Below are 20,542 nucleotides of genomic sequence, written 5' to 3'. Positions count from 1 at the left end.
TATTTAAGGTATTCAAAAATCCCTGTGAATCACCGAGTACGTAATAAACTCGTATTCACAGGGATTTTCAAAGAAGTCTAATAAGCTGCATCTAAATTTTGTCTAGACACTTATTTAAAATACACTTCGTCGCCTGGATAAATCAAATGCGGATTTGGAAATTGATTGATTTCCTGCAATGTTGTCCATAAATAATTATATTTTAGGCCAATTTCAAATAAGGTGTCTCCAGGTTTAACCGTATAGGCTTCTTCTTCAGAATGATTTTGGCTGATTTCTCCGCCTAGTTCCATTTCTGCCGCATCAGCGATGATTTTTGGTAAATCTGTATTATCGAGTGATCCTGAAAATTGATCAGCTCCTGGTCCATATGCGTAGACGGGAATATCCACCCCTGTGTGATTGGTACTTGTCCATCCGACATTGGCCTTTGCACTGATGACTGCGTTAATAGCCATCTTAGGGTCTTCTGCTTCTTGAATGGATTGAATTTCTTCTTCTGATAATTCCATATCCGTATAGTTACCAACCACTTCTTTCGTGTTGGAGCGATCCTCATTTAGATCTGCAGCAATATTCTCACCAGTTGCCGTTACACTATGAAGCAACTCTGGATTTGCTGTTCCTGAACCGTTAGCCCCTGCGGTCATGCCGCCTGTTTCATGATCTCCTCCAACAACAACCAGTGTATTGCCATCCTTTTCAGCGAAATCCATTGCTTCTTGAACTGCTTCTTCAAAAGCGCCTACATCTGTCATTGCCCATGCTGCATCATTGTCATGACCTGCCCAGTCAATCTGGCTTCCTTCTACCATCAGAAAAAAGCCGTCTTCATCTTTGTTTAGGGTATCAATGGCAGTTTGCGTCATTTCTGCAAGACTAGGCTCTTCCTCCGTATCACGATGCAATTCCGGTGACATGGCATCATCTGCGAATAGTCCCAGTAAATTCTCATTTTCTAAATCAATATCTGCTTCCAATAATTGATTGCGATTTTCAATAAGCTGATATCCTTGCTCTTCTGCTTGCTGAAGCACGTTCGTTTCTTCTTGATTTCCGCCTGCTGATTCTGGAAGGAAATTATTTTTTCCGCCACCAAGTAAGACATCAATCTCATTATCTATTAATTGTCTGGCAATCTCAGTTTCCTTGTTCCGGTCATCCACATGAGCACCAAATGCCGCTGGAGTGGCATGTGTAATCGTGGAAGTAGCAACTAGTCCCGTAGACATATCTTTGTTCTGTGATGCTTCTAAAATCGTCTGCTGCGGGTTACCTTCAGGGTCCAACCCAATAACGCCATTATTCGTTTTGACACCTGTTGCCATAGCTGTACCTGCTGCAGCGGAGTCGGTAATATTGGAATCAGCGGAATATGTAGTATACATTCCTTGCAAATGGTTATCCCATACGGCAGGCTCCCCTTTATAATGCCGATAATTGGTTGCGTAGTCAGCGTTAAAACCATCGGGTATCATATAAATGATATTTTCCGCCTTCTCTCCATTTTCTCCGCTATTATTCAATTGGCTGTTTCCGTCTGCGCTCGCTGCTGTGGTACTTACTCCTGAAAAAATAATTCCGGCACTTAACGCTGTCACTCCAAGCTTTTTTAACATACCATTATCCTCCTTCGAAATTGAATCTAACTTCATTGTAGGTGGCAGACTTTAACTGAGGATGAATAGAATGTAAATAATATGTAATGTTCTGTTTTTTATTAATAAGATAAGGATAAGTTTTCATGTATCGCATTAATATTCTATAATTAAATTTTTCCAGACTGAATCCCATTTTTTATTATGCATCCGTTCTCTATAAATAGAATGGAGCCTTGTACCTTTTACATAATCCGGCGTTGGTTTGACAATGCCTTGAAATAAATCTTGTAAACCATGAGGAGCCATTATTTTAATTTCATGGTGAGACATCTGCGCAGCAACGGCAGTGGGTGTCTCAGGAAAGTGAGAAACACCATCAAATGAAGAGGTATAAGGGAGGTTGTTATTCTTTAAATGCATCCTCGCTTGATTTTTCACAGACCATGGCTGTCCAGGCATCCATTTTTCTAATTTCGCTTCTAGTTTTTTCTCTGTAACTTCGAAAAGATCCGTTTGGTCAAAATAAATAACATCAATATCATTTATTTTTGTATGATAATCATATAAGATATCCCAAACTTTACTTCTGATTAATCCCGCAGCAACCCAACAATCATTCAGTTGTAATCTGTCTACTGTTTGTAAAATCGATAGGATATAGCTGTCTTGCTGGAGAATCGCTATTAATCTGTCTTCGAACTCTATCATATGTACCACGCCCTTTTTTATCTGTCTATATTGTATAGCATAATCAGACTGAATGAAATGCTGCACAAATTATTTTATAGAAATATCTGAATATAAAACGAAACTTCACTCAATGGGAGTTTTACGGACGGTTTTTCGTGATAAAATAAAGAGAATATGAAGTTAACAGTGCAATAAAGACAAAAGGAAATTTGAAAGTGTTCTCATGTAACTCATATACCTAGCCCCTGCCTTGCATGCGAATGGAGGAAATGCCATGTCGAAAACCAAACGTTTAATTGAGCTAATGATGACAGTAAATGCAAAACGCAAATTCACAGCGAGAGAGCTGGCAGAGGAATTTAATGTTTCCTACCGGACGATTCTCAGAGATTTGGATGAATTAAGTGAGCTGGGGGTGCCGCTTTATTCAGAAGTTGGCGCGGATGGCGGCTATTATGTATTGAACGAGCGGATGCTTCCTCCAGTTTTATTAAAAGAGTCAGAAGCCATTGCCCTTTATTTTGCTTTTCAATCTTTGCAATTTATCGGGGCTTTACCATTTGAAACAGAAACAGGCTATGTTTTAAAGAAATTATATAGCTACCTGCCAAATGATGCGAGAATGCGTATCGATACGATGAAGGACCGGATTGTTTTTTGGAATCCAAGTCGTGTACAGACCGCAAATGAACTGGATATATTATTAAATGCAGCGGTAGATCAATCTATGCTTACGATTCAATATGACAGTCAAAAGGAAATAAAAGAGAGAATGATTCAGCCCATCGGCTTGTACAGTCATAATGGTTTCTGGTATTGTCCGGCCTATTGTTTTCTGCGTGAGGATATTCGTTTATTTCGTGCAGATCGAATAAAAAAAGCGGAGCTTACTAATGAAAAAGGGCAGGAATTGCCTTATTCATCCGTGATGGACTGGATTGAGCTATCAGAATCTGAGGTTTCTGACCCGATTCCGTTTACAGTGGAGTTAACACAAGAAGGAGTACGGCGGGCGATGTCAGAAATGGATTTAGAAAGGCATGTTCAGAAGCGGCAGGATGGAGCTGGCTGGGTGAAAATGAACATACCAAAGACCGAGCTGACATACTTTGTTGATCTGGTCTGGAATTTTGGCAGGGAAGCGCAAATTATAGAACCAGAAGAAGCAATAGCCCTTATGAAAAGAAAGTTAAAAGATTTGCTGGAGAGATACCATTAATTTTTCAACTATTTTTATCAATGATGACAGGACTTGTCATGATTCCATGATAGGGTAGAAAAAACATTGAAAGGATGAGCGTAATGAATGCTGCAGCTATTTTAAGAGACGAGTTATTAGCAGAGTTGGATCTTGGTATCCAGTCTATGGAAGGATTGTTAAAAAAGGTGGAGGAGAAGGATTGGAATTACCGGCCGGCAGAAAATATGCGCAGCCTCAGGGAGTTGGCGCAACACATCGTATCGATACCAGAAGTAGACTTGAATCTTTGGCAGGAAAAGGATCAGGAGACCATTCAACAGTTAGAATCAAAATATGAGAAGCTGGAATCTTCTGAGGAACTGATTGAAGCGATGAATCAAGGCTTACAATTGTACAAAAATTATATGCTTTCCTTGTCAGTTGACGATTTTTTAACGAAAAAGACGAAACCCTTTTACCTGGAAAAAGGGGAAACACAGGCGCATTGGCTCGTGGAAGAAGTTTCTCACCTATTTCATCATCGGGGGCAATTCTTTAACTATTTAAAGCAGCTTGGTTACGATATTAATATGTTTGACCTTTATGTTTAATAGAGAAGAAATAGGTGGGGGTGCATCTGATTTGAATAAGAAAACAATTATTTGCGAACGCTTACAAAGGCAAAGATTAACAAAGCCGCTTGAAGATAGGCAAGATATCAAAGCCTATAAACAGCTATTTCAGAAATTACAGCCTGTAGCGCCGGTTTTTAATAGCCGTCCAGGCGAACCGCCACAGCTGGTGCATAGGATAGCTTTTAATGATGCCTTTTTGTCAGAAAGCATACGTAAAAAACATCAGTTAGTAAAAGGTCGTTTTCAAGGCGGGCGTATCGGATACGTACTAGAAGATGATTTGAGTCTTTATAGCACTATTTTCCGAAAACCTATCCCCAAAATGACGGGGCTCCAAAAAGAGATTTTATCCATGATTCAACAATCTGGCGGTATATCAAAGAATCAGCTGAAAGAGGAACTGCCTTTTAAAGCATGAGAAATTACTGCTGCCTTAAAAAGATTGCAGGAAGCTTTTTTAGTTTATGAGTTACAAATAGATACGGATTGGAATACAGGCTGGTTCGATTTTAAAACAGAGTGGCCGGAGATAGAATGGGAGCTAGATAGTACTTCAGCAGCAGCCCAGATGCTGTTACGTTTTTTTGATGTAATGGTATTTGCCACCTTAGATCAAATTAAAGGCTGGACCCAATTAAAGCTGAAAACAATCCAAGGCGCTTTAACCGTGTTAATGGAAAGAGAAGCGATTGTAAAGTTAGAAGTGGATGGACTTGGGGAAGGGTTCGTTCAGAAGAAGGATTTAGATTTAACGGATAACGAGATGCCACAATCTGTATTTATGCTGGATAAATCAGATTATTTAGCCAGAGCAGATTTGGATGAACTGAAAGACCGGTTTAAAGGAAGTGAAGTTCTTCAGTATCTTTTAATTGATGGCGAATGGAAAGGAGCAGTGCTTGGACATTGGCGGATTGGTCCGCATGATGTAGAGGATGTTGTGCTCTGCTTGGAAGAGAAAGAGGCGGAAAAAAGGAAAGATGAAATCATTTCTGCTGTCAGAGCAGGATATCCAGAGGAAACAACCCGTATTGTGTGTTTTAATGGAGACCAGCTATAAGGAGAAAAGATGAAAAGAGATTATGATAGCTAACCAGAAAAAATTCATGCCCGCAGCGCTGAATATCTGATAAGAACTGCTAAAGAAAAAGATGCCAAAAGATTTTCGAATATCAGACTGCCAATAGATGGAGAAACAGAATATATGGATAGGGAAAGAGGAGAAGCCTATATTGATGAAGCGGGGTTTAAACATATCATCAAAAATGATGCGGAAAGTACGAACAATCTATGCTAATGGGGAAATTCATAGACGGAGAATAATTAAAAAAGTGATGAATAGAGTACTTTTAAGTGGCGTAAGGAGGTGCACGGTATCATGGACTTAAATAAATTAGCATCCAAAGCTTCAAAAATGTATCAAGCTAATCCCAAAGTAGAAGCTGTTTTATTAGGCGGTTCAGTATCCAGAAACTGGCATGATTCCTATTCCGATATTGAACTGTTTATTTTCTGGAAAGAGTCGCCGACAGAGGAGGATAGAAAAAAGCCAATTACAAAGCTGGCAGGAAATATCATTGATTTTCACCCTTATGAAGAAGAGGAATGGTCAGAAAGCTTTATTACAGAGGGAATAAAATTAGAAATAAGTAATTTTCTAACACAAACGATTGCAGAGATCATAGAGGATGTCATTGTGTTTTTTAACCCCGATGTATATAAACAATGTATTGCAGCGGCTGTATATGATGGTGCTGCGTTAAGCGGGAAGTCGCTTATACAGGATTTGAAGGAAAAGGTACATTCCTATCCGGATGAATTGAGTATCGCCATGATAAAAGAATATATGTTTTTAAGTAATAGCTGGACAAACCGAGCTGCATTGCTACATCGGAAAGACTGGCTGATGCTATATAAAGTAATGACAGATGTTCAAACACACCTCATGGGCATGCTGTCTGGCTTAAATAAACAGTATGTCCATCATCCTGCTTTTAAATGGCAAAGGCAGACATTGGAATTAATGACAATTGTCCCTGAAAATATATACAGCCGTCTAGCGTCTGTTTTCTTGGATAATCCCACAGATTCTCTAAAGGAATTAGAAAAAATCGTGCAGGAGGTTTACCAGCTTATACAGCGCGAATACCCGCAAATAGACATCTCACCAGTTATCGATAAGTCGTTATTTTTGCGGCCTGAGCAGGATGGGAGGGCATAGGATACGGCGGAGAGCTGCTGATGCCCTTTTCTTATTCGTGTTCCATATTCCATAAAATTCAGTCAGCTTAACAAATGATTTAAAAAAGTGTCAGCTGCCAAAGACAAGGAAGCATTTTTCTTCGTGGCCAATCCAATTTGTCTTTTTTCAATATCTTCATCGATGCTCACTTCAAATAGTTCCTTACCAGCTAACTCCTTTGATACAAGCTCTTTCGCAACAAACGCAATACCCATACCAATTTTTGCACATTCGATTAATAATTCCACGCTGCCAACTTCTATATCAGACTGCACTTCCAATTCTCGTGTAAGAAAAAGCTGATTTAGAAATTTCCTGGAGCTGCTTGCTTCGGAAAAAGAAATAAGCGGATATTCTTGGATTGCTGACAGAGAAAGTCTTTCTTTCGATAAGTGCTGAAACTTCTTCCCGGCAACAAATGTAGTGTGAAGACTTAAAAACTCCGTTATAGAAATATTATTTTGATGCACTGGCAGATGAACAATGCCAATATCAATCAGTCCATTTTCCAGTTTTTCTAGAATCTGTGGTGTCGAGCCATGCTGTAACCTGATTTGGATGTCGGGATATAACTCTTGAAAGGTTTGTATATAGGGAAGAAGATAATGCTTGCATGTGGAATCACTCCCTCCAACGGTAACAGACCCGTTTTGTAGATTTTTCATTTCTGTCATTTTTTGTTCTGCATGATGAATTAAATCAAACGCTTGTTTGAGATAATCAAATAACACGTCCCCTTCCTTTGTCAGCAGAACTCCCTTTGATGTTCTGGTGAATAGCTGCATACCCAGTTCGTTCTCCAGCTGTTTAATGGAATGACTCACACTTGGCTGCGTAATAAAAAGACGATGTGCGGCTTTACTAAAGTTCTTTTCAATAGCTGTTATGTAAAATACACGATATAAGTCTGTATTTATGATATAGACACCACCTATAGCTCTTATTAAAAATAACAATTTCATTTATATCATAATCCAAATTATAATGAAGAACAAACAGCATCGGTTAGAAGGGGAGATAAAGATGGAGGAAAATCTTATGTTTGACAGCAAAGCCAGAAGTCCCTGGACCTCTTTGCAAGGGATTGAAAGGATAACTGTTTCGCCTGGGAAGCATAGAATAGAGGATTCTATTACTATTCCAGGAAGTAAAAGTCTGACAAACAGAGCGCTTATCATGAGCGCTTTAGCAGACGGTAAATCCCAAATAAGCGGCATCTTAAAAAGTGATGATTTCTATTGGTGTATCGAGGCATTAAAAAAATTAGGAGTGAATATCAAGCTTCAGGGTAATACAGCGTATGTCAATGGAAACAGAGGTTGGTGGAATTCTGCTGATTTATATATAGGTTCAGCTGGAACCATTGCAAGATTTCTGCCAGGAGTCTTGGCTGCGTGTCATGAAGGAGAGTGGGAGCTGGAGGCGAGTCAAAGCATGCGTAAAAGACCGGTTGCACCGCTTATTGACGCTTTAAAAGAGCTTGGTGCTGAAATCGATTATTTAGCTGCGAAAGATTATTATCCATTGCGGATTAAAGGAACTGAAATGAAAGGTGGAGAAGTCAGCCTTTCAGGTGCAATATCCAGTCAATTTATCAGCGGGATATTGATTGCTGCACCGTGTTTCAATGAAACCACGACAGTAACCATCAAGGACGAAATTGTGCAGCATGCCTATGTTTATTTAACCCTGGATTTAATGAAGGAGTATGGTGCAGATGTACAAGATGATCATGCGCTCCAGCAAATCGTTATAAATCCTCAAGGGTACAAAGCGAAAGATATCCAACTGGAGCCAGATGCCTCTGCGGCCTGCTACTTTTTGGCGCTGGCGGCGGTGACAAACGGAAGGATACGGATAAATGGTTTGACAGAGAAAACCAAACAGCCGGATATTCAGATGCTGGAGGTCTTTGAACAAATGGGCTGTCGGGTTACGAAGGGCGCTGATTTTATTGAATTAGAGGGCACAATGAAACTAAAAGGCGATTTTGAGATATCCATGAAAGAGATGTCTGATCAGGCATTGACTTTAGCGGCAATCGCGCCTTTCGCAGATGGTCCAATAACGATTAAAGGTGTTGCACATATCCGCCATCACGAATCTGACCGGATAAGTGTTATCTGTAAAGCATTAACCCAGCTGGGGATCATAACAGAAGAATTTAACGACGGGTTAAAAGTTTATCCTGGCAAGCCGAAACCAGCCTTATTAAACACCTATGATGATCACCGGGTTGCGATGGCATTGGCCTTGATCGGAGCAAGAGCAGAAGGAATCGAGTTAAACGATCCCGGCTGTGTTTCTAAAACATTTCCACCATATTTTGCGTTATTGGAGGATTTAGGTGTGAGGATAACAAAGCATCAAGCTTGATAATTACAAAGCGGCTGCTGCTTATCCAGTTCATATCATAATTATATTGCCATCAGGGTCGCTTATATTAAAATAAGCAAAATCAACAAATTCTACGATTTCCGATACGATCTCATATTGTAATTTTTTAATATGCTGATAAGCCTGATCAATATTATCTGTATGAAAATTAAATAGAGGGTACGGCAGCGGTGTGATTTCTTTTGTTGCACCAGTTGGTCCTGCATCCGAAATCCATTATAACATAATATTGGGAATATTATGTTATAATGGATTGTCTAATAATGTATGTTTAGCCTATATAAAAACCAGCCTTCCTTCAAAATTAGAGAAAGGCTGGTTCCGATATGATTCAGCACAGTATAGCTGGCTATAAGACCTCCACTTCAAGAAATGAAGGAAGGATTATGATAACGTCTCTTTTTTATGATTCTCATACAAGTCTTTACATGCTTTCGGAGCTGTCCAGAAGGTAGTCAGCAATAAGAACACAACTGGGACAGCAGTAACAACGATAAACGACTGTAATGAATTGACACTGTTTTCACCAACGGATACAAGGACAATAGCTACTAAGCCCATAACCATCGCAAAGAAGGCTCTTAACCATCTTGGCGGATGCCCGTTACCGGAGATAGCCATGGATATTGTTAGTGACATAGAATCTGTTGTTGTTAATACAAAGATGATTGTGGCTAATAGAAACAAGAAACTGAAAATGGTACCTAGCGGTAATTGTTCCGTAATCGCCATCATGGCAGCAGGTTGCCCGGATTCATTCAAGGCGGTCGATATCGATCCTGGAAGTTCTAATTCCTGGAAAATTCCAGTGCCGCCGATAACAGCAAACCAGATAGTCGAAACGACAGGAGCTATAATTGCAACAGCTACAATAAGCTCGCGAATGGTCCGTCCACGCGAAATGCGGGCAGAAAAAACAGCCATCATTGGACCGTAGCCGATAAACCATGCAAAGAAAAATACAGTCCATAAGTTGAGCCATCCCTCATCACCGCGATAAGTGCTGAATGGAATAAGTTCGTTCACATAGAGCCCGAACGCTTCAAGATAATGATTGAAAATAAAATATCCTGGGCCAAGTATCAATACGCCAATAATTAATGCTACCGCCAAAATAACATTAAAGCTGCTTAAAAGTTGAATTCCCCGATGAAGGCCGGATACAGCAGAAATAGCTGCGGCGACAACGAGTAAAATAATAATGGTAATATGAACGGCGAGTGTGTCCGGAATGTTTGTAATGGCGCTCAATCCGTAGCCCGCCTGCAATCCTAAAAATCCAATCGGACCAATCGTTCCAGCTGCAACAGAAATAATTGCAAAGGAATCGACAATGGTTCCAAATGCACTTTTATAAATAACTTTTTCTCCAAAGATTGGATAGAGAAGGGATCTTGGCTTTAATGGCATTCCTTTATGATAATGGGAATACATCAACACAATCGTGCCAAGTGTCCCTAAAATCGCCCATGAGAGGAATCCCCAATCAACAAAGCTCATTGCAAGCGCAGGTACAACGGCCTCCGGTGATGCATTTTCAATTCCTGAAAAATGAGGAGGAACCTCCAGAAAATGACTCAAAGGTTCTGCGGCTGCCCAAAACACACCGCCTCCAGCTAATAAAGTACACATAATTATAGAAATCCATTTAAATGTACTCATTTCCGGTTTATCAATATTCCCCAAACGGATTTTTCCATATTTCGAAAAGGCTAATATTAAAGCTATAAAAAACGTTCCAAGTATAACGATCTGATAAATGATTCCAAAATAAGTAGCTGACCAGCCAAATAAAGTGTCCACCATATTTGCAACAAAGTCTGCGTTAACCAGCGCGGCTATGACAAATAGGATAAGCGCACCGCCACTTATCAGAAATGTAGGTAAATCTAAAGAGTTCTTCTTTTTATTTGAAGCTTGCATTACTTCTTTTCCTCCAGTTTGTTAATTATTCTATCCATTTATTCTTCCTCCGAATCCCAATTTCTATTTAATGAGTATATACTTTTTTTACGAGGGGAAATGCGAAAAAGCCCCGACATGTTCTTTTATTATCATGAAATAGGCAACAGAAACGCAGAAAAATAAAAAGTGGAATCATACTCCAGCAACGGAAGTATAATTCCACCGTTCTATACCCTAAATCACTTTAATCAGATTGTCAATCATACATCCTTATTTGAAATTATCTCTTTTTTTGCAAAATAATTATTGGTTAAAGAAGATGTAGAAGAAATAACATTAGAAACAAGTCAACGATAAAAGTTATTGCAACTGGTGAAATAATTGCAGGAGCTGGTACTTCAAGTACAATGACTACGGCCTATCAGCCTGACGCTTTGTCTATTGATGGATTATTAAAAGAAGCCCCAGATTCAGCAAATGTTGCAGTATCTTGGTTATTCTCGTTAGGGGTATTATTTTCTGGTGCTTCAGAGTTAAAAAGCAACAACATGAAATAGTACTCATGCTGTTGCTCATATGCTAATCGAATTCTTTCCTTTTTCCAAAGTATAGGGTACCTAATAACCAAAATGCAGTGGTTAATAAAATCACTGCTATTAATACAGGAATTGCTCCAAATTGGATGATAAATGGTACGGAAGCAGCAGTTACAAGGCCGCCACCAACCATTGGTTCAAATAATATTTGTTTATAACCAAACGCATTGAGTGCAGGCGATTTATTCTCTGGATCCACAATACGCATAAGCATTATTCCTGTCGCTGCAACTCCGGTACTTTGACCAAAATCTCCAATTCCTCGTTCAAACCAGTAACTCGGAATCATCTTAGGTCCGAGATATAGGAAGAGGAAGATATTAAGAGCTATACCGACAATGGAAAGTAAAATAAATGGAATGATATTAGCTCCAATTACTTGCAAGCTTAGTGAAGCCATGGCACTAATGATTAGAAAATCCAGTGCTACTCCTTGTATTGTGTTAATCGTATCCCGATCAACTAGTTCATGATAATCAAAGCGGGATAGAAAGATTTGGACAATTATCCCGCCAATCATTGCAAATGGAAACAAAGGAACATATTCAAATAAATAAATATCCAGTGCGCTTCCATACGTTGCATCTTCTAACCAAACAAACGCTTCTAATAGTACATAACCAATGAATATAGAAATACCAATTAGACCTAAGTGAAATGCAAATGGTTCAATTGATAGCGGAGAGGTAGTTTTCGTACCTGCCGATTTACGGTGTTCTTTATTGATAATGCCCGTTCGTTGTTCAAAAGAAATTTCATCGGGATGACGTAACGTCTGCGATTTCCCTTTTCGTGCAGCCCAATTCACCATAATCATACCAATTACTACGCCGGACAGTATTCCTACCGTTGCTAAACCAATAGCAAGGTCATAACCTTCAGAGAATCCGAGTTCTTCAAATGTACTTTGTAAGCCGGCAGCAGTGCCATGGCCGCCAACAAAGCTAATTTCAATCAGTGCTCCTGCTGCAGGACTAAGTCCAAAAAAGGGGGTTAATACGGTAAGCGTTAGTAATATACCTACTACGTATTGAGCCCAGGATATTGTGTAGCCTAAGGCTATTTGCGGTCCGCCAACCCTCCACATCTTTCTTGGCTTTGGTAAGATAAATCCAATAAATAAACATGCAAAAACAATATTAATCAATAGCTCAGGTAAACCCGCCCAAACTTCTACCATATCTTCAGTAAAGAAGCCAGCATCAAGAAAACCATCTGTAGTTAGCCGGCCTAATACTTCCGGCCCCAATAAGAGTGCTAAGAAACCACCTATCAAAGACGTAGGTAAGAAGAGTTTTTGAAGGATGGGGATTTTCAATCGGATAAGCTTCCCGATTACGAGCAGAGCGGCTAGTATAATAACAGCAAAACCGACAATTTGTAAGGACATAGATAAACTCCTTTTCATAAAATTTTAAGAGGATTTCCAAGTAGAAATGAAATAAAAAATATTGAACTTCACTATACCCGTCATAATACTATGAAAAACATGTCATATTCTCTTTAGCGTACGTCAATGTTACATAAGTATCTCTGGAATAGAACTTGAAATGACTGCTTTATCTCGTATTATATTGCTTTTTAATTTTACTTTTGGTGTGCCGTGTTCTTAGGCGGGATAGGGCTTATATGGGGAGGGTAACCGGTGTGAGGGCTTATTATAGGTGGTGAATTAGGATGGTTTATTAATTATTTTTTGGAAATTTAAAGAGTGAAATAAACAATAATAAAGAATCGTCTTTGTTTTCAATGAACATTAACTCGTGATAAAAATAATGTCTTGCATTTTACACTTTTAACTGATATTATCATTTTTAACATGTCAGAATTTGAATTAAGATTCTTGGTAGGATTTTGGTAGGTTTTTAAGGATATAACAGGATATTGGAAATTTAATTAATATAGTGATAAGCCATATAACAAGCTATGTGAGAGCATTAAAGGTAACAAAAGCTAATAACAAAATTTAATATTATTCTTCGGGGCAGGGTGTAATTCCCGACCGGCGGTGACAAACATATCGAGTTTGAAGTCCGTGACCCGCGTTTAGCGGTGGATCTAGTGAGATTCTAGAGCCGACAGTAATAGTCTGGATGGGAGAAGAAAAGTAAGTCAACACATGAATGGGTGTAGTGTACTCTTTTTTGCGTACATAAAAACTGTTCAGGTGTATTGGATATAGTTTATTTAAGGACGCCCCGTGATTTTTTCACGGGGCTTTTTCGTGTTTAAGAAAGGAGGGAACGCATGGACGAACGGTACATGGAGCAAGCCATAGAGCTTGCTGGTTTAGGAAGAGGAAAGACATATACTAATCCATTAGTCGGTGCAGTAATCGTGAAAGACGGTGTCATTTTAGCGACCGGCTATCATTCGAAATACGGTGACAAGCATGCAGAAAAAATGGCTGTCGACCAATGTGAATCGCCCGAAGAGATGATTGATGCAACGATATATGTGACGCTGGAGCCCTGTAATCATACCGGAAAACAGCCCCCTTGTACCCAAATGATTATAGACAGCGGTATTTCCAAGGTTGTGATTGCACAGCTTGACCCCAACCCTGTGGTAGCAGGCAAAGGAAAAGCTTATTTAGAATCACAAGGGATACAAGTCGTTTCCGGTATATTGCAGGAAAAGGCGGAAGCGTTAAACAAGCATTATAACTATTTTCATAGGAGAAAGCGGCCGTATATTGTATTAAAGCAAGCTGTCAGCCTGGATGGGAAGCTCTCTATTGATCCGTCTCAGCGGACGTATCTCACTGGAGAGGAAACCTATAAAAAAGTACGTGAAGAGCGGCAATATTACCAGGCTATTTTGACAGGGAGCCGAACCATTTTAGCGGATGATCCCAAGCTATTACCAAATGTAATCACTGATTTTCCGCCAGTTCGCATTATTTTAGACCGGAGAGGACAAGCACTGGATTTTGAAAAGTACCAGATTTATCAAGAAGCTGTTCCAGTCTGGGTGTTTACAAAAAACGATTCCATCGCGAATACGCCGGAGCATGTCCGGTTAATACCAGACCAGTACTGGACCATCCCAAAAGTAGTTGATTACCTGCAGAAAGAGGGGATTCAATCGGTTTATGTGGAAGGCGGAAGCAAAATTCATGATGCATTCCTGGCAGAAAATAAATTTGAAGAAGTGATTACGTACATCTCGCCTAAGCTGATTGGCGGCAATGGAGTGCCCGCTTTTTACAGTGATAGAAAGGTTTCGTCAGTAATGCCTTTAGCTTTACAGAGTGTGGAAGCCGTTGGTGAAGATATACGAATCGTAAGCAGGAGGGGGAAGAAGGATGTTTACAGGGTTGATTCAGGAAGTAGGGACAGTCAAGAAAATCAGAAAAGCAAGCCGGCATATTGAATTGACATGCACGGCCTCCAGCGAACTTCTACAGGATTATCAAATTGGAGACAGTATGGCAATCAATGGAGTGTGCTTAACTGCCATCGAAGTGACCGATTCAGATTTTACCGTAGACATTATGCCGGAAACATTTCATAAAACAACATTCTCTGATGTGCATGTACATGCGGCGGTGAATCTGGAACGGGCGATGCCTGCGAATGGACGCTTAGAGGGGCATATTGTTTCAGGTCATGCAGATATCACCACACGATTGATTAAAAAAGTAAAAAAGGAGAATTCCATTGTTCTCACGTTCTATTATCCACCGGAAATACAAGGAGAAATCGTGGCCCAAGGTTCGGTTGCGGTTAATGGGACAAGCTTGACCGTGTCAGCTGTCACACCAGGATCATTTAGTATTTCACTCATTCCTTATTCAATGAATCACACCAATCTGGGACAGTTAAAACAAGGTGAATTCGTGAATGTAGAGACGGACATACTCGGAAAATATATCAAAGCCATGATAGGCACAGGAAAGAATCAAATGTTAAGTAAATACGCTGGAGAATAGAGGGGAAATAAAGATGATAAACCATATCGAAGCTGCAGTTACTGCATTGAAACAAGGACGGCTGATTATTGTTGCGGATGATGAGGAGCGGGAATCAGAGGGTGATTTAGTTGGGCTTTCCAGCAAAGCAACTGCGGAAACAATCAATTTTATGACAAAGCATGCCCGGGGATTGATTTGTGCGCCAGTTTCCGAAAACATTGCCAAGAACTTAAATTTATGGGAAATGACCAGTGAAAATACAGACGAGTATCAAACAGCATTTACTATCAGCGTGGACCATAAAGAAACAACCACAGGGATATCTGCATTTGAACGGGCAAAGACAATTCAGGAATTGGCAAATAGAAGTAGCCAAGCGGCTGATTTCAACAGACCAGGTCATATTTTTCCGTTAATAGCAAAGAACGGCGGAGTACTGGAACGCAGGGGACATACAGAGGCTGCGGTCGATTTAGCAAAACTGGCAGGAGACAGCGAAGCAGCCTATATTTGCGAGATTTTAAAGGAAGACGGAGAGATGGCCCGGCTGCAGGATTTAAAACAGCTTGCGGCAGAGTGGGGTATGCCGCTGGTAACCATCGAAGAGCTTGCAACTTATTTGGCTTATTCCAATATCCAGGCAAATGCTAAAGTGAAGCTTCCGACCAAGCATGGAGACTTTGACTTGTCCCTTTATCAGGACAAAGAAGGCAAAGATCAGCTCGTCTTATCGATGGGAGAAATCAAGGACACTGAGGAGCCGATCTTAGTCAGAGTGCATTCAGAGTGCTTAACCGGAGATATTTTCGGTTCCCATCGCTGTGATTGCGGGGAACAGCTGGAAAGAGCCATGCAAATGATTGCCGATGCAGGGCGCGGTGCCATTCTATACCTAAGGCAGGAAGGAAGAGGAATTGGACTGCTCAATAAATTAAAGACATATGAATTACAGGAGCAGGGTGCAGACACCTATGAAGCGAATGTTTCTCTCGGCTTTCTTCCGGATGAGCGCCATTATGATATCGCCGCATGGCTCTTGAAAAAGGAAGGGATATCAAAAATCCGTTTGCTGACGAATAATCCGGATAAAGTAAAGGAATTACAGCAATACGGTATTGAGGTGGCTCAAAGGGTGCCATTAGAAACAACTGTTTATCATGAAAATAAACACTATTTAAAAATAAAAAAAGATAAATTTCACCATTTATTATCTGTAGAAGGAGAATGATTATGACTGTATATGAAGGAATGTTTCAAGGAGAGCAATTAAAAGTAGCTATCACGGTTTCCAGGTTTAATGAGTTGATTACATCTAAATTATTGGAAGGTGCCAAGGATATTTTGAAAAGGCATGGGGTAAGCGAAGAAGATATCGATATTTTCTGGGTGCCGGGTGCTTTTGAGCTTCCATATGTGACAAAGCAGGTGGAAAAGACAAAAAAGTACGATGGAATTATTACACTGGGAGCAGTTATTCGCGGCGCAACCACACATTATGAACTTGTCAGTAATGAAGTAGCCAAAGGCATCGCGCAAATCGGATTGAACGCAGAAATTCCAGTAATGTTTGGTGTGCTGACAACAGAAACGATTGAGCAGGCATTGGAGAGAGCTGGTACAAAAGCAGGGAATAAGGGTGGAGAAGCAGCGTTAGGTTTATTGGAAATGGTTTCGTTGAATAAACGGATTCATGCTTAATGTACATGAAAGGAAGGTTATCCATATCAAGGGTAGCCTTCTTTTAATACGAAAAAATATCTTTAATTAAATATATTTTTGTTGCATTATTATCACTTGAGTAGTAAAATGAAGATATAGAAAGGATATGAGGCGAATGAAAAAGAATACCCTTGGTTCCTTGATTTGGCTTCGGATTGTCCGCTTCATGCATCAGAGCAATCAGCTGTCCAATGACTTTCTAAAGCAATTTGATATTACCGTTGCCCAATTTGATGTATTAAACCAAGTCTGGTCTTATCAACCTCTTACGCAGAGTGAGCTTGCTGCCCGAGTGACCGTGTCAGAGGGAGGCATTTCACGTATGCTTGCCCGGCTGGAGCAGGAAGGATACATTCAGCGTAAGCAGGATTGGAAAACAAAATGGATAAGTTTGACGTCAAAGGGAGAAACCAAGATAGAGGAAGTTTTTGAAAATCAGCTGGCTTTTCAAACATCTGTAGTGGATGACTGTTTAACAGAAGAAGAACAGCGAACATTATATACGCTGATGTCGAAACTGCAAAAGCATACAGAAAGCAAATTAAAAAAATAATACGTCTATTATTTTTTTATTATAACTTGACTAGTAAACTGATAAAGGAGGAATTGGTTATGTATACCATTCCAGGACACCATCATATTTCGATGGTTACAAAAAATGCAAATGAAAATAATCGTTTTTATCGTGATGTATTAGGTTTACGTCGTGTGAAAATGACAGTGAACCAAGATGATCCTTCCATGTATCACTTATTTTATGGGGATAAAACAGGCAGTCCAGGCACGGAGTTAACCTTTTTCGAAATCCCGATGGTTGGACACACACATCGGGGGACGAATGCTATTACTCGGATTGGTCTCTTAGTTCCATCGGAAGAGAGTCTGCGTTATTGGGAAGAACGCTTTGATACGTACAATGTTTTACACGGCGGGATAACAACCTATGCCAATCGAACTGCAATGAAATTCGAAGACCCGGAAGGACTGCAGATGGTATTGCTTGTTGCCAATGGAGAAAAAGCAGACCATTGGGAAACCTGGGAAAAATCAGAAGTACCTGCTGAACATCAAATCCAAGGTATGGGATCCGTGGAGATAACCGTAAAAAGACTGGATAAGCTGGCGTCCACATTGACAGATATGTTTGGTTATACAGAGGTCAGCCGCAGCGAGCGGGAAGCTATTTTTCAATCTGTTCCGGGCCAGGCTTTTGGAGAAATCGTTGTGAAATATTTAGACGGTCCTACGGAAAGACCAGGTCGCGGCAGCGTTCATCATGTAGCGATTCGTGTAAAAAGCCATGAAGAGCTTCAATATTGGGAAGAACAAGTCAAGGAACGCGGATTCCGTTCATCGGGCATCGTGGACCGTTTCTACTTTAAAAGCTTATATTTCCGCGAATCCAATGGTATTTTATTTGAAATCGCGACAGATGGTCCAGGATTCACTGTTGATGGGGATGTGGAGCATTTGGGGGAAAAACTTGATTTACCGCCATTCTTAGAAGAAAAGCGTGCTGAAATTGAAGCAAATCTAGCTCCGATTGAATAGAAAAAAACAGCAAAGAAGGAAGGTTTCATACGGAACCTTCCTTCTTTGGCTATCCATCATTTAGCAATCGGAATAAGCTCTGTTAAATGATTGATTTCATATGTAGGCTCCATTCCTGTCAAGTTTCCCTTATGGTCGGGATTAAACCAGCATGTATCAATTCCATAGTTTATACCGCCCTGCATATCAGAGGTTAAGGAATCTCCGACCATTAATGCGTTTGCTTTATCGGTAAGTCCAAGCTTGGAAAAAGCATAATCAAATATGCGATAATCCGGTTTTTGAAAACCTGTTTCCTCTGAAATAATTACCGCTTCAAACGTGTTATGAAGCGGTGAGTTTCCAATCTTAGGTAATTGCACATGCTTAAACCCGTTCGTGATAATCGCGGAACGCTGTTCAGGAAGCGAATCAAATAAGATGTCAGCACCATCCACCAGGTATATTTCTTTGCTTAAATTTTCAAGGTAAGCATGGTTAAATGCTGTTCCATCCAAAGAAAGACCATGCTTTTCAAATAATCTTCTAAAGCGTTCTGTCCCTAATTTTGTTATCGACAGCTTTCCTTGCTCCAATTCGCCCCAGAGCACATTGCTGATTTCCCGGTAGCTGCTCCGATAGTCTATAAGTCCATTCGGCAATCCAAAGGCTTCAAATGTTTTTTGTAAAGCCCCTTTCTCTGATTTGCCAAAGTCAAATAATGTATCATCCAAATCAAAAAATATTACATCGTATTTCATTGCTTTGTTCCTCTCCCTTTTAAGCATCTTACTTGTTCATTATAGCAATTATGGAGAAAAGTTACAGAGTTTGGCGAGAACAGGAGCGGAAATTAAAAAGAAACAAAAACAGCCGTGCCTCCTACATGTTAAAAGGAAGCACGGCTGTTTTTTAAAGTTTTTTCATTGGTAATGGCTCTGTTTGGATTGCCCCTGCAGAACACAGGTCCTCAAGACGTCTGAGACAACGTTTTTCGATAGGACGATTCCTCGCTCCATCGAAAATGTTTATGCGTCAAAAAATGCCCGCTAAAGGAAATTTCCCTTCATTTAAAAGGCTGTAATGCCAAAAAATGGCCGGTCTATACATATTCGTGATATTCGTTGGGATCCTGTCCTTCTACACGGCCGTCTTCCCCTTTATCCAACGAATCAATTGTTTTCATATCCTCAGGAGATAATTCAAAGTTGGTGCTATTGATATTATCTTTTTGATGCATTGGATTGCTTGATTTTGGAATAGTAAATACGCCAGCCTGATAGTTCCAATTCACAATAATTTGTGCCGGAGTTTTATCGTATCTATCCGCAATTTCTTTTATTGTGGCATTTTCCAGCACGTCATTCAGATAACCCCGGCCAAAAGGACTCCAGGCTTCCGTAAGAATGCCCCGTTTTTCATTTTCTTCAACCATGCGGTTATTATGAAAATACGGATGACGTTCTACCTGATTTGTAGCAGGCGTCACACCTGTTTCTTCGATAATGTTATCTAAATGTTCGGGTTCAAAGTTAGAAACACCGATGGTTCTGATTAATCCTTGTTTCTGAGCATCGACTAAAGCCTTCCAAGCGTCTACATATTTGCCGTCTTTAGGGTTCGGCCAATGAATTAAATACTTGTCAAAATATTCTAGACCCATGCGGCGCAGAGATTCCTGAATAAAGATAAATGCCTTATCGTATTCATGGTGCGAGCCGGGCAATTTCGCACTGATTAAAATTTCTTCTCTTGGGAGTGCAGATCGACGCACGGCTTCCCCGACAATACCTTCATTGTTATAGTTTGTAGAAGTATCGATTAAACGGTATCCCAGGTTCAAGGCGTTTAAAATTTCAAATGTACCCTGATCCCCGTCAATACCAATCGTGCCTAGTCCTACGAAGGGAAGTACGGAACCATCATTTAGAATAAAACCGTTATGACTAACAGTCACAATCTCATCTCCTTTACAAACTTTGTAATGTAAGCTGAGAATGATAGATGTCTGCCATTATGAAAACAACAAGCTGCCTTCAGCAACAGAGCTTCCGGTCAATCATCAAACTCAGGTCACATTACCCGTATTTCATGTTTACATCTCTTGCTAGGATGTCCATAATTACTATAC

21 protein-coding genes and 1 riboswitch are annotated in these 20,542 nt (G+C 40.1%); of the genes, 13 read left to right on the top strand and 8 right to left on the bottom strand.

Features of this window, described 5'->3' with window-relative positions:
* Window positions 1–110 precede the first annotated feature (110 nt).
* Both ACW0TQ_RS03730 and ACW0TQ_RS03725 read right to left on the bottom strand, forming a co-directional pair.
* Window positions 111–1,619 carry an alkaline phosphatase gene (locus ACW0TQ_RS03730; RefSeq protein WP_256705558.1) on the bottom strand — a complete coding sequence of 503 codons (1,509 nt, stop codon included), beginning with the start codon at window positions 1,617–1,619 and terminating at the stop codon, window positions 111–113.
* Window positions 1,620–1,754: 135 nt separating this feature from the next.
* Complete coding sequence (locus tag ACW0TQ_RS03725) at window positions 1,755–2,309, bottom strand: nucleotidyltransferase family protein (protein ID WP_256705559.1); 555 nt, start codon at window positions 2,307–2,309, stop codon at window positions 1,755–1,757.
* A 256-nt stretch (window positions 2,310–2,565) separates the two neighbouring features.
* On the opposite strand from ACW0TQ_RS03725, the gene ACW0TQ_RS03720 reads away from it, so the two are divergent.
* The 5 genes from ACW0TQ_RS03720 (at window position 2,566) to ACW0TQ_RS03700 (ending at window position 6,327) form a co-directional block, all read left to right on the top strand.
* On the top strand, window positions 2,566–3,510 hold the full coding sequence (locus ACW0TQ_RS03720) for a helix-turn-helix transcriptional regulator (RefSeq protein WP_455725354.1): 945 nt from the start codon (window positions 2,566–2,568) through the stop codon (window positions 3,508–3,510).
* Between the two features lie 83 nt (window positions 3,511–3,593).
* Window positions 3,594–4,082, top strand: a complete 489-nt coding sequence (locus ACW0TQ_RS03715) for a DinB family protein (protein ID WP_368901297.1) — start codon at window positions 3,594–3,596, stop codon at window positions 4,080–4,082.
* 31 nt (window positions 4,083–4,113) lie between these two features.
* Entirely contained in the window at window positions 4,114–4,524 is a 411-nt protein-coding gene (locus ACW0TQ_RS03710; RefSeq protein WP_455725353.1) for a hypothetical protein, read from the top strand.
* 24 nt (window positions 4,525–4,548) lie between these two features.
* Complete coding sequence (locus tag ACW0TQ_RS03705) at window positions 4,549–5,166, top strand: hypothetical protein (RefSeq protein ID WP_455725352.1); 618 nt, start codon at window positions 4,549–4,551, stop codon at window positions 5,164–5,166.
* A gap of 318 nt (window positions 5,167–5,484) precedes the next feature.
* Window positions 5,485–6,327, top strand: a complete 843-nt coding sequence (locus ACW0TQ_RS03700; protein WP_193062550.1) for a DUF4037 domain-containing protein — start codon at window positions 5,485–5,487, stop codon at window positions 6,325–6,327.
* Between the two features lie 62 nt (window positions 6,328–6,389).
* Here ACW0TQ_RS03700 and ACW0TQ_RS03695 read toward each other — a convergent pair whose 3' ends face one another.
* Complete coding sequence (locus ACW0TQ_RS03695; RefSeq protein ID WP_332094569.1) at window positions 6,390–7,310, bottom strand: LysR family transcriptional regulator; 921 nt, start codon at window positions 7,308–7,310, stop codon at window positions 6,390–6,392.
* Between the two features lie 76 nt (window positions 7,311–7,386).
* Here ACW0TQ_RS03695 and aroA point away from each other — a divergent pair, with 76 nt between their 5' ends.
* Window positions 7,387–8,724 carry a 3-phosphoshikimate 1-carboxyvinyltransferase gene (gene aroA, locus ACW0TQ_RS03690; RefSeq protein WP_455725351.1) on the top strand — a complete coding sequence of 446 codons (1,338 nt, stop codon included), beginning with the start codon at window positions 7,387–7,389 and terminating at the stop codon, window positions 8,722–8,724.
* A gap of 30 nt (window positions 8,725–8,754) precedes the next feature.
* Here aroA and ACW0TQ_RS03685 read toward each other — a convergent pair whose 3' ends face one another.
* Together ACW0TQ_RS03685 and ACW0TQ_RS03680 are read right to left on the bottom strand one after the other, a co-directional pair.
* The gene (locus tag ACW0TQ_RS03685; RefSeq protein ID WP_379542437.1) at window positions 8,755–8,913 is read right to left on the bottom strand and encodes a VOC family protein; all 159 of its coding nucleotides are present in this window, start codon (window positions 8,911–8,913) and stop codon (window positions 8,755–8,757) included.
* 216 nt (window positions 8,914–9,129) lie between these two features.
* Window positions 9,130–10,668 (bottom strand): BCCT family transporter, encoded by a 1,539-nt coding sequence (locus ACW0TQ_RS03680; protein WP_042531247.1) that lies wholly within the window; start codon window positions 10,666–10,668, stop codon window positions 9,130–9,132.
* 389 nt (window positions 10,669–11,057) lie between these two features.
* Here ACW0TQ_RS03680 and ACW0TQ_RS03675 point away from each other — a divergent pair, with 389 nt between their 5' ends.
* Window positions 11,058–11,207, top strand: coding sequence for a hypothetical protein (locus ACW0TQ_RS03675; RefSeq protein ID WP_193062554.1), 150 nt, complete (start codon window positions 11,058–11,060; stop codon window positions 11,205–11,207).
* A gap of 22 nt (window positions 11,208–11,229) precedes the next feature.
* Here the strand turns inward: ACW0TQ_RS03675 and ACW0TQ_RS03670 are convergent, their stop codons facing one another.
* Window positions 11,230–12,636: a sodium/glutamate symporter gene (locus tag ACW0TQ_RS03670; protein ID WP_042531249.1), complete on the bottom strand. Its 1,407-nt coding sequence runs from the start codon at window positions 12,634–12,636 to the stop codon at window positions 11,230–11,232.
* A 581-nt stretch (window positions 12,637–13,217) separates the two neighbouring features.
* A riboswitch (FMN riboswitch) is annotated at window positions 13,218–13,355 on the top strand.
* 138 nt (window positions 13,356–13,493) lie between these two features.
* On the opposite strand from ACW0TQ_RS03670, the gene ribD reads away from it, so the two are divergent.
* From ribD to ACW0TQ_RS03640, 6 genes are all read left to right on the top strand, one after another.
* Window positions 13,494–14,621, top strand: a complete 1,128-nt coding sequence (ribD, locus tag ACW0TQ_RS03665) for a bifunctional diaminohydroxyphosphoribosylaminopyrimidine deaminase/5-amino-6-(5-phosphoribosylamino)uracil reductase RibD (protein ID WP_341172420.1) — start codon at window positions 13,494–13,496, stop codon at window positions 14,619–14,621.
* Entirely contained in the window at window positions 14,554–15,180 is a 627-nt protein-coding gene (locus tag ACW0TQ_RS03660; protein WP_212928578.1) for a riboflavin synthase, read from the top strand. Before ribD ends, ACW0TQ_RS03660 begins: the two co-directional genes overlap by 68 nt.
* Window positions 15,181–15,193: 13 nt before the next feature.
* Entirely contained in the window at window positions 15,194–16,390 is a 1,197-nt protein-coding gene (locus tag ACW0TQ_RS03655; RefSeq protein ID WP_042531256.1) for a bifunctional 3,4-dihydroxy-2-butanone-4-phosphate synthase/GTP cyclohydrolase II, read from the top strand.
* A 2-nt stretch (window positions 16,391–16,392) separates the two neighbouring features.
* Complete coding sequence (gene ribH / locus ACW0TQ_RS03650) at window positions 16,393–16,860, top strand: 6,7-dimethyl-8-ribityllumazine synthase (RefSeq protein ID WP_042531258.1); 468 nt, start codon at window positions 16,393–16,395, stop codon at window positions 16,858–16,860.
* 136 nt (window positions 16,861–16,996) lie between these two features.
* A complete protein-coding gene (locus tag ACW0TQ_RS03645) occupies window positions 16,997–17,434 on the top strand; it encodes a MarR family winged helix-turn-helix transcriptional regulator (protein WP_042531260.1) in 438 nt (145 codons plus the stop codon).
* Between the two features lie 59 nt (window positions 17,435–17,493).
* Window positions 17,494–18,432 carry a ring-cleaving dioxygenase gene (locus ACW0TQ_RS03640; RefSeq protein ID WP_042531262.1) on the top strand — a complete coding sequence of 313 codons (939 nt, stop codon included), beginning with the start codon at window positions 17,494–17,496 and terminating at the stop codon, window positions 18,430–18,432.
* A 56-nt stretch (window positions 18,433–18,488) separates the two neighbouring features.
* On the opposite strand, the gene ACW0TQ_RS03635 is transcribed toward ACW0TQ_RS03640, so the two are convergent.
* Window positions 18,489–19,172 (bottom strand): YjjG family noncanonical pyrimidine nucleotidase, encoded by a 684-nt coding sequence (locus tag ACW0TQ_RS03635; protein WP_042531264.1) that lies wholly within the window; start codon window positions 19,170–19,172, stop codon window positions 18,489–18,491.
* Between the two features lie 341 nt (window positions 19,173–19,513).
* Window positions 19,514–20,368, bottom strand: a complete 855-nt coding sequence (locus ACW0TQ_RS03630; protein ID WP_042531266.1) for an aldo/keto reductase — start codon at window positions 20,366–20,368, stop codon at window positions 19,514–19,516.
* Window positions 20,369–20,542 lie beyond the last annotated feature (174 nt).

The organism is Oceanobacillus sp. M60 (assembly GCF_053839645.1).
The sequence above is the reverse complement of the archived record's forward strand: the minus strand, read 5'-3'. Positions and strand labels throughout refer to the sequence as shown.